The sequence below is a fragment of the Cohnella sp. genome (genome assembly GCF_041641335.1).
Lineage (GTDB): Bacteria > Bacillota > Bacilli > Paenibacillales > Paenibacillaceae > Cohnella.
Genome location: NZ_JBEPYQ010000155.1, coordinates 1 through 9370 on the forward strand (window position 1 = coordinate 1; position 9370 = coordinate 9370).

A 9370-nucleotide genomic window follows, 5' to 3' on the forward strand; every position below is an offset into this window, starting at 1 on the left:
GGGATGAGAATGCTGCCGGAAACATAAGGACCGAAGGGATAAGAATATTAGGCCTTGCATAGCGCAAGAGAGAACCGCCGGGCTGGCGGGGATCGCCCAGTAAGATTAGCTGCGTGGGCAGTTATGTCCTGGGAAGCCCCCACTTCTGCAAGTGGTGGGAGCATGTCACTAAAGGCGTCTACCCCGAAATCGTGTTCTTGGCTCGGCTTCTATGGACGTTACGGCAAAATGTTCCCGGCAGCGAGGTAGATTTCGTACCATTCCTCGCGCGTGAGCCGAATGTCCGCGGCTCTTGCGCAATCTCTCAGACGCTCGACGTTCGTCGTTCCGGTCACCGGCTGCATGTTGGCCGGGTGGCGAAGCAGCCACGCGATCGCGATCGTCGTGTTGGTCGTCTCGTACTTGGCGGCGATTTCGTCTATTTTGGCGTTCAGCTTCGGGAACTTCGGGTTGTCCAGGAACACGCCTTCGAAAAATCCGTACTGGAAGGGCGACCATGGCTGGACCGTGATGTCGTTAAGCCGGCAGAAATCCAGGACGCTGCCGTCGCGATTCACCGCGGGATCGTCCAGCATATTGACATGGAGACCTTGGGAAATCATGTTGGCGTTCGTGATGCTAAGCTGTAATTGGTTGGCTGCGATCGGCTGCTTGACGAACTTCCGCAGCAGTTGAATCTGCATCGGGTTCTGATTGGACACGCCGAAATGGCGTACCTTGCCGCTGCTCTCCAGCTTGTCGAACGCCTCGGCAACCTCCTCCGGTTCCACCAGCGCGTCGGGCCGGTGCAGCAGCAGAACGTCTAGGTAATCGGTTTTCAGCCGTTTGAGGATGCCGTCCACCGAAGCCAGAATGTGCTCTTTCGAGAAATCGAACGAGCCCTTGCGAATGCCGCACTTGGATTGCAGAATCATTTTCTCGCGCACGGACGCGTTCATCTGGATCGCGTCCGCGAAGATTTCCTCGCATGTGCCGCCCCCGTAAATATCCGCATGATCGAAAAAGTTGGCTCCCAGCTCGAGCGAAGTGCGGACGAAGCGCTCCGCTTCCTGTTTGTCCAATCCGTTGATGCGCATGCAGCCGACCGCGATGACCGGCACCTGCAGATTCGTTTGTCCCAACTGTATCGTTCTCATCTTGTATAGCTCCTCCTTATTTTCGCTTGCGCGTTTACCAGGTGATCTTATCGGGATCGGCGGAGTACCCGCAGCATCCCTTCAAGTCGGCGATGAGCTGTACGTCTTGCGCGGACAGCTCGAAATCGAACACGTCGGCGTTCTCGCGAATGCGCTCCGGCGTCGCCGACTTGGGCAGCGGCAGGTAGCCCCGCTGCAGACTCCAGCGTACGCAAATCTGCGCGATGGACTTGTCGTACTTCTCGGCAAGGGCTTTCATTTCGGGAACCTCGAATATTTTGCCTACGCCGAGCGGACTGTACGCCTCCAGAAGAATGGAGCGCTCCCGGCAATAATTCACGACTTCATCCTGCGTATCCCCAGGGCACAGGCGGATCTGATTGACCATCGGCAGGACGGTCGCCGTCTCCATCAGCGCCTCGAAATGATGGGGATGGAAGTTGCTGACCCCGATCGCGCGGATTCTTCCGGCCTTGTGCAGCTCCTCGAACGCTTTCCAGGAGCCCGCGTTGGTCTCCTGCCAGCGATCCCTGAATTTGACCGGGTTCGGCCAGTGGATCAGGTACAGATCCAAGTATTCCATATCCAAGTTTTTCATCGTCTGCTCGAACGCCTTCAACGTATCGTCGTATCCGTGCATATCGTTCTGCAGCTTGCTCGTTATGAAAATATCGCTGCGCGCGATGCCGCTCTCTTTGACGGCGATGCCGACGCTTTCTTCGTTGCCGTATCCCGCGGCGGTATCGATATGGCGATACCCGACGTCCAGAGCGGCTTTCACCGACGAGACCGCGCTGTCCCCGTTCTGCACCTGCCACGTGCCGAAGCCGATGCAAGGGATTTTGACGCCGCCCGACAACTCGTATGTATCCGTTATCGCTTTCATAATCTACCTCCCGAATTAAGTTTGACAGAATTTAAAGCATTGGATATATTGCGTATGATAAACGTTAACGTTAACTTTAAGTCAATAGAGAGAAAGAAAATTTTCGGGAGGAATCGCGATGGGGTACACGATCAAGCAAGTGTCGGAGAAAACGAAGCTGGGAGCGCATGTGCTTCGCTACTACGAGAAGGAAGGCCTGCTGTCTCCGGTCAACCGGAAAAAGGGCGGCATCCGCCACTACTCCGAGGACGATCTGGAATGGCTGGGTCTGATCTGCTGCCTTAAAAATACCGGAATGTCCATCAAGCAGATCAAAAGCTTCGTCGACCTGAGCGCGCAAGGCAAAGACACGCTGAAGCAGCGCTGCGACATGCTGATCGAGCATAAGCAAAGCGTCGAAGCGCAAATTCGGGAAATGGGCAAGCATCTGGAGAAAGTGTCCCATAAAATCTCCCATTTCTCTTCTCAGCATGAACAATATCTTCGGGAGCAATCCCGCGACGGCGAAGCTTCCGTCTGCAAGGGCTGACCGCCGCCCGCACCGTTTCGCCGCTTGTCCGGGAAGATTTATGCGCCTTTAGACCGTTGCACCCTTGAGAAATTTTTTGTACGATCCAGGTGCACAAATCCACTGAGGAGGGAATAGCATGGCTTTTACTTTGCAGTTGGGTGAGCAAGCGCCGGAGTTCTCGCTGCCGGCAACGGACGGAAGGACGTATTCGCTGCAGGATTTCTCCGACGCCTCGACGCTTGTCGTGTTTTTCACGTGCAATCATTGTCCCTTTGTCGTCGGCTCCGAAGAGGCAACCCGGGAAACCGCGCTTAAGTACCGCGACCGCGGCGTCGCGTTCGTCGGCATCAATTCCAACAGCGAATTGACGAAGCCGGACGATTCCTTCGAGCACATGGTCGAGCGGATGAACGAGAAGAAGTTCCCGTGGATCTATCTGCGCGACAAAAGCCAAAGCGTCGCCGAAGCTTACGGCGCGCTGCGAACGCCTCATTTCTACGTGTTCGACCGGGACCGCAAGCTGGTCTATTCCGGCAGAGGCGTCGACAATCCGCGCGAAATCGACAAAATGAAAGTCAACGATCTCGATAACGCCTTGGCTCAACACACGGCCGGTCAGGCCGTAACCGTTCCGCTGACGAATCCGATTGGCTGCAACGTGAAATGGGAAGGCCAGGACGAGCACTGGATGCCTGCGGAAGCTTGCGACCTGGTTCCTCAGTCTTAACGGGACCGTCCCCTAAGTCAGGCAGCTTGATATCATCGATCAAGAAGTACGGGGTATGTATCTTCTTCCGCTGCTGATACGGTCATGAAAATTGGAACGGATAAACCCGTAACAGGGTAATTTCATGACCGTATGAGGCAGGCGCTTCGCTCTACAGAAGATACATACCCCTACCCTTACCTCGATGATACCAAGCTGCGCTCCGATGACTTAGGGGACGGTGCCGCTCCTTGATCAGCTTCTCTTCTTCCGGGTCATGACGTCGAATATGACGGCTGCGGCCAGGACGCCTCCCCGGATCATGTACTGGTAGGAGATGCCGACGCCGAGCAGGTTCATGCCGCTGGACAGGGAAGCCATAACGATTGCGCCGATGATCGACCCCGTCACCTTGCCGACGCCGCCCGCCGCGGAGACGCCGCCGACGTAAGCGGCCGCGATCGCGTCCAGCTCGAACAGCGTGCCGGCGGTCGTCGTCGCCGATTGCAGGCGGGATGTGTACAGAATGCCGGACAGCGCCGAGAGCATCCCCATCGAGCCGAAGACGATGTAGGTGATTTTCTTGACGTTAATGCCGCTTAGATGGGCCGCTTCGGGATTGCTGCCGACAGCGTAGATGTTTCTTCCCAGCACCGTCTTGGTTGTCAGGAAATGATAGATAACGACGACGAGCAGCATGATGATGACCGTCCAGGAAAATCCGTTGTAGCCTGCGATAATCCACGTAATGTAAGCGATAATGGCCGATACGAACACGAGCTTCAGGACGAACAGCTGGTTGGTCACGACCTCAAGCCCGTATTTGAGCTTGTTTCTGCGCTTGGAGATTTCCCCCGCGATATACAGCACGATGAACGCGGCGCCCAGAATAAGCGACAGCAAATTCAGCCCGCCTACGTTGGCCAGCTCCGGAATGTAGCCGTTGCCGATCGCGTTGAACTGCTCGTTCTTGACGTTGATCGTGCCCGTCTTCTCCGTCACCCGCAGCAGCGCGCCCCGGAATATCAGCATGCCCGCAAGGGAAGCGACGAATGACGGAATGCCGATCGAGGCGACGAGCACCCCGTTGAACAGTCCGACGACGATGCCGAGAACGAGAATGATCGGAATCGTCAGAAGGACGGGAATGCCGGCCTGCGTCAGCAAAATGGCCGCGATCGCTCCGAGGAAGCCGGCCGCGAAACCGACGGACAAGTCGATGTGCCGAATGACGATGACGAGCGTCATGCCGACCGCCAGCACGGCGATGTATCCCGTAGCGTCCAGCAAATTGCTGATGTTGCGCGAAGAAATGAACAATCCGTCCGTCATGATCGTAAACACGAGCATGATCACGAACAGGGCGATGTACATGCCGTACTCGCGAATGTTCACCTTGACCAGGGACTTCGTTTCTTTGTACAGATTCATAGGTGATCCTCCCATTGCCTATAGCGTCGCGAGATGCATGATTTTCTCCTGATCGGCCTCTTCGATCGGCAGCTCGCCCGTAATCCGCCCTTCGGCCATCACGTATACGCGATCGCTCATGCCGAGCACTTCGCCGAGCTCTGACGAGATCATGATGATGCTCATGCCCTCTTCGATCAGCTTGTTCATGATCGTGTAGATTTCGAATTTGGCCCCCACGTCGATGCCGCGCGTCGGCTCGTCCAGAATCAGCAGCTTGGGCGAGACGAACAGCCATTTGCCCAAGCTTACCTTCTGCTGGTTGCCGCCGCTCAGGTTGCCGACGATCTGCTCTATCGACGGAGCTTTGACGTTCAGAGAGTTTTTATACTGATTCGCGACGCGTATTTCCTCGTTATCGTTGATGACGCCGCGGGAGGAGATATTCCCCAGGTTGGCGGCGGTAATGTTGCTCTTGATATCCTGGATCAGGAACAGCCCGTCTCCCTTGCGATCCTCGGTCACGTACGCGATTCCCGCGCGGATCGCGTCGCTCGGGTGCCTCAGCCGAACCGGAGCGCCGTGAAGACGCATCTCGCCGCTTAATCTATAGGATTTCGGATTGCCGAACAGGCTGCGCGCGAGCTCGGTTCTTCCCGAGCCCATCAAACCGGCGATACCGACGATTTCTCCTTGTTTGACGTGCAGGTCGATTTCTTTCGCGACCTGCCTTCCCAACTCCGCATCATAGGCCGACCAATCGCGAACCTCCAGAATGGGGTTCCCGAACATCCGCTTTAATCTCTTCGGATAGATGTCGTCGATCTCGCGACCAACCATATTCCGGATAATGACGTTCTCCGCAAGCTCTCCCTTCGAGGCGTCGAGCGTGCATATCGTCTTGCCGTCGCGAAGCACGGTCGCCTTGTCCGCGATGGAGATGACTTCCTTCAGCTTGTGCGAAATCATGATGCAGGTAATGCCCTGACTCTTCAGCTCGCGCAGCAGTTGCAGCAAATTGTCGCTGTCGTTCTCGTTAAGCGCCGCCGTCGGTTCGTCCAGAATGAGCAGCTTCACGTTTTTGCTGAGCGCCTTGGCGATCTCCACGAGCTGCTGCTTGCCTACGCCCAAATCCTTGATCAGCGTCTCCGGGTTCAAATCCAGCTTCACCTTCCGCAGCATCTGCTTCGCCTGGACGACCGTGCGGTTCCAATCGACGATGCCGCCGCGGCTCAACTCGTTGCCCGCATAGATGTTCTCGTAGACGGTCAGGTCGGGGAACAGCGCCAGTTCCTGATAGATGATGGCGATACCCGCTTTGACGCTGTCGCTGATTCTATGAAACTGCTGCACGCGGCCTTCGAACACGATATCTCCCTTATACGCGCCGTGCGGGTAGACTCCGCTCAATACCTTCATCAACGTGGACTTCCCGGCCCCGTTCTCGCCGATCAGGCAGTGGATCTCGCCGCGCTCCACCTTGAAGTTGACGTCGGCGAGCGCCTTCACGCCCGTAAATTCCTTGGAAATCCCGTTCATTTCCAAAATGTAGTCGCTCATCTTCATGCGCTCCTTAGCAAGCAACTCCCGCACGGACGAAATAGCGACGGAGGATCCCTCGCTATTCCGCCCGGCTTATGCTATTCGGTTAAAGTCCGGTAAACTCGCTCGCCTGGTAATAGCCCGAATCGATCAGCTTCTGCTTCACGTTAGATTGCTCGACGACGATAACGTCGGTCTGCTTGGCTTTCACGTCGATCGCGCCGTTCGGGTAGGAGCCCGTCGTCTCCGGCGTCTTGCCGTCGAGAATGGCAACCGCCATGCCCATGGCGTCCTTGACGAGTGTGCGTACGTCCTTGAACACGGTCATCGATTGCTTGCCGTCGATAATGTACTGCACGGAAGCTTTGTCGGCGTCCTGTCCGGAAATGACGTAGCTTGTCACCGCGGAATCCGTCGCGAACACGTCGGCGATGGAACGGGACGTTCCGTCGTTCGGAGCCAGGATGACGACGTCGCCTTTCTGATCCGCTCCTGCGGCGGTCAAGTGCGTTTGGGCTTTGTTTTTGGCTTCGTTGGCGTCCCAGTTCGTCGTCACTTGGCCGATGATTTTGCTCATCTGATCGCGCGACAGCTTTACCGTATCTTTCAGCGCTTCCGCTTCGCTCGAGTTCGCGATCTTAAACGTGCCGTCGGCAATCTTCGGCTGAAGCACGTTCCAAGCGCCTTCGAAGAACAGGAACGCGTTGTTGTCGGAAGCGGCGCCGGCGTACAGATACAGCGGCTGGCCAGAGCCTTTCGCGTGGTCGACGAGATATTGGGCTTGGGCGGCGCCTACCGCGACGCTATCGAACGTGACGTAGTAATCAACCGCATCCGTGTTCGTGATCAGACGGTCGTAGGAGATGACCTTGATGCCTTCCTTCCGGGCGGCTTCGACGGCCGCCGCCGCGGCGTCGCCGTCCGGCGGACAGATGATCAGCACTTTGATGCCTTTGTTGATCAGCGTCTCCACGTTTTCTTTTTCCTTGGCGGGAGAGCCTTGGCTGAACAAAATCTCGGTCTTGTATTTCGTATCTTTGATCGCGTCCTTGAAGCGCTGTTCGTCCTGCACCCATCTTTCCTCGTCCTTGGTCGGCAGGACGATGCCTACGCTGATCTTGCCGCTGCTGTTGCTGCTGTTGCATGCCGCAACGAGGATGGAAAGCATGATGACCGTGAGCGCTAACGAAATGGCTTTTAAGCTTTTTTTCATTTGTGTGCCCCTCTCGATAAATGGATTCATTGGCCGACAACGTCAATATACCATCGGAGAGAGGTGATGAAAGCGCTATACAATAGCACTCTTTTGCAACCGTCTATACTTTTTTAAGCTTGCGGCGGGTAGGTGAAAAAGGAGTACTAAGCCGTTTGGGGGAGGGAGGACCCGGGAAGGTGCCTTGGCGGGACCGAGGCTGGGGGCTAAGGCCAAGAATGTGCCTTGGCTCTACCCAAGCCGCGGGTCTAAGGCCAAGAATGTGCCTTGGCGCTGGCGGAACGGGAGTGTGGAGGCCAAGAATGTGCCTTGGCGCTGGGGGACCGGGAGTGTGGAGGCCAAGAATGTGCCTTGGCGCTACCCAAGCCGCGGGTCTAAGGCCAAGAAAGTGCCTCCGCGCTGGCGGAACGGGAGTGTGGAGGCCAAGAATGTGCCTTGGCGCTACCCAAGCCGCGGGTCTAAGGCCAAGAATGTGCCTTGGCGCTGGCGGAACGGGAGTGTGGAGGCCAAGAATGTGCCTCCGCGCTGGCGGAACGGGAGTGTGGAGGCCAAGAATGTGCCTCGGCGCTGGCGGAACGGGAGTGTGGAGGCCAAGAATTACGGTCGGAGGCGTTGTTCTACCGTTCCGAACGTGGTCAAACGATCCCGGGAACGGAAGCCGTCGAGGGGATGAAGAAGGGGGAGCTCCCGGGCCTCGTGCGGCCTTCGGAACCTCCCCCTTTACGGGAATCATTGAGCGCAAGTCGATCAAAGCGCCGGCAGCCTGCTCGACTTCGGGCAAGACGACCCCTCCGTCATCCGTTCCGACGCGTTGACGCCTTGGACGGGATCCGAGCTACGTCCGGCAATCCCGTTCAACCGCCCGGCTGCTTCCCGCGAATACGGAGCTGCCGCGCTGCTCCCGGGCCCATGCAGCCACCCGCAGCGGGTCTCCGTCCCACAGACGCTGACGTCCCCATTCCGTCGCTTCGGGCTTGCCGACGCATGTTACGCGGATAACCGGAAACAGTCTGCTGGGCGGCTCCGCGGGCAAGCCGCCAATGATCAGCTCGTCGTCCGTCTGGCTGAAGCTCAGCTTTTGTCCGGTCGTCAGCAGCGTGACGTCGGTGACCTTCGTCGCCAGATCCGCCAGACGCAGCTCGGGACGACCGTCCCAGAAGCGGATGATCAAATAGAGCTCGTTACCCTTCGTCGTCTGGCGGCCGCGCGTAATGAACTCCGTCAGATTGCCGCCGTCCGCCCCGTAGATCGCTTCGCCGTGCACGTCCAGCCAGGCGCCGATCTGCAGAGCGCGCTCCACGAACTCCGGCGGCAGCTGTCCGTCCGCCGTCGGACCGACGTTCAGCAGCAGGTTGCCCCCGTGGGCTCCGCCCTGCTCCGTGCATGCGCACAACATATCGAGCAAGTAGTCCGCCGGTCTCCAACGCTCGCCGAAAACATGACCCCACAGACGCCAGGTCGTGACCTGGCAGGATTCCCACAGCCTGCTGCGGTCCGCCGCGACGAGGTGCTCCGGCGTGCCGAAGTCGCCCAGCGTATCCGAATCGCCGGCTCCTATGCCGCCGTCCGCGCGGTAGCCGTCATGCTTGGACGAATACCCTACCCGGTTGTTGATCAGAATGTCCGGTTGGAGCTTGCGCATCTCCTCCATCAATTCCACGCTTTGCAAATCGTCCGCGTTGCGGGGCCATACGCCGTCGAAGAAAAAGTGATCGATCCGCCCGTAATTGGTCAGCAACTCCTTGACCTGATTGTGCAAATAGGTTCTGACCGTCTCCCAGCCTTCGGGATTGGTTTGCGGACCTTCGAAATAGGCGGGAAGCCGCCAATCGATCCACGAATAATAGAGTCCGATGCGAAGACCTTCCTTGCGGAAAGCGTCCGCGACCTCGCGAACGAAATCCCGGCCGGCCGCTTGCCGCGCGCTGGAATAGTCGGTATAGGCGCTGTCCCACATGCAGAAGCC

Annotated in this window: 8 protein-coding genes; 2 read left to right on the top strand and 6 right to left on the bottom strand. The window is 57.6% G+C overall.

Translation table 11 applies throughout. The features are described from left to right. Window positions 1–218 precede the first annotated feature (218 nt). Window positions 219–1136, bottom strand: a complete 918-nt coding sequence (locus tag ACESLM_RS29700; protein WP_372638170.1) for an aldo/keto reductase — start codon at window positions 1134–1136, stop codon at window positions 219–221. A 34-nt stretch (window positions 1137–1170) separates the two neighbouring features. Next, entirely contained in the window at window positions 1171–2022 is an 852-nt protein-coding gene (locus ACESLM_RS29705; RefSeq protein WP_372638173.1) for an aldo/keto reductase, read from the bottom strand. A 118-nt stretch (window positions 2023–2140) separates the two neighbouring features. Between ACESLM_RS29705 and ACESLM_RS29710 the strand changes: the two genes are divergently transcribed. Both ACESLM_RS29710 and ACESLM_RS29715 read left to right on the top strand, forming a co-directional pair. Continuing rightward, window positions 2141–2551 carry a MerR family transcriptional regulator gene (locus ACESLM_RS29710; RefSeq protein WP_372638176.1) on the top strand — a complete coding sequence of 137 codons (411 nt, stop codon included), beginning with the start codon at window positions 2141–2143 and terminating at the stop codon, window positions 2549–2551. A gap of 118 nt (window positions 2552–2669) precedes the next feature. Next, window positions 2670–3260: a thioredoxin family protein gene (locus tag ACESLM_RS29715; RefSeq protein ID WP_372638179.1), complete on the top strand. Its 591-nt coding sequence runs from the start codon at window positions 2670–2672 to the stop codon at window positions 3258–3260. Between the two features lie 234 nt (window positions 3261–3494). On the opposite strand, the gene ACESLM_RS29720 is transcribed toward ACESLM_RS29715, so the two are convergent. The 4 genes from ACESLM_RS29720 to ACESLM_RS29735 form a co-directional block, all read right to left on the bottom strand. Further along, a complete protein-coding gene (locus tag ACESLM_RS29720) occupies window positions 3495–4670 on the bottom strand; it encodes a sugar ABC transporter permease (RefSeq protein WP_372638182.1) in 1176 nt (391 codons plus the stop codon). Between the two features lie 18 nt (window positions 4671–4688). Then, window positions 4689–6209, bottom strand: a complete 1521-nt coding sequence (locus tag ACESLM_RS29725) for an ATP-binding cassette domain-containing protein (protein ID WP_372638185.1) — start codon at window positions 6207–6209, stop codon at window positions 4689–4691. Between the two features lie 88 nt (window positions 6210–6297). Further along, window positions 6298–7404, bottom strand: a complete 1107-nt coding sequence (locus ACESLM_RS29730) for a sugar ABC transporter substrate-binding protein (RefSeq protein ID WP_372638188.1) — start codon at window positions 7402–7404, stop codon at window positions 6298–6300. Between the two features lie 835 nt (window positions 7405–8239). Then, on the bottom strand, window positions 8240–9370 hold a 1131-nt coding region (locus tag ACESLM_RS29735; RefSeq protein WP_372638191.1), incomplete at its 5' end, for an alpha-L-fucosidase.

Excerpts from the sequence above, each read along its gene's own strand:
- ACESLM_RS29700 (WP_372638170.1), bottom strand. The coding sequence starts at position 1,136 with ATGAGAACGATACAGTTGGGACAAACGAATCTGCAGGTGCCGGTCATC.
- ACESLM_RS29705 (WP_372638173.1), bottom strand. The coding sequence starts at position 2,022 with ATGAAAGCGATAACGGATACATACGAGTTGTCGGGCGGCGTCAAAATC.
- ACESLM_RS29710 (WP_372638176.1), top strand. The coding sequence starts at position 2,141 with ATGGGGTACACGATCAAGCAAGTGTCGGAGAAAACGAAGCTGGGAGCG.
- ACESLM_RS29715 (WP_372638179.1), top strand. The coding sequence starts at position 2,670 with ATGGCTTTTACTTTGCAGTTGGGTGAGCAAGCGCCGGAGTTCTCGCTG.
- ACESLM_RS29720 (WP_372638182.1), bottom strand. The coding sequence starts at position 4,670 with ATGAATCTGTACAAAGAAACGAAGTCCCTGGTCAAGGTGAACATTCGC.
- ACESLM_RS29725 (WP_372638185.1), bottom strand. The coding sequence starts at position 6,209 with ATGAGCGACTACATTTTGGAAATGAACGGGATTTCCAAGGAATTTACG.
- ACESLM_RS29730 (WP_372638188.1), bottom strand. The coding sequence starts at position 7,404 with ATGAAAAAAAGCTTAAAAGCCATTTCGTTAGCGCTCACGGTCATCATG.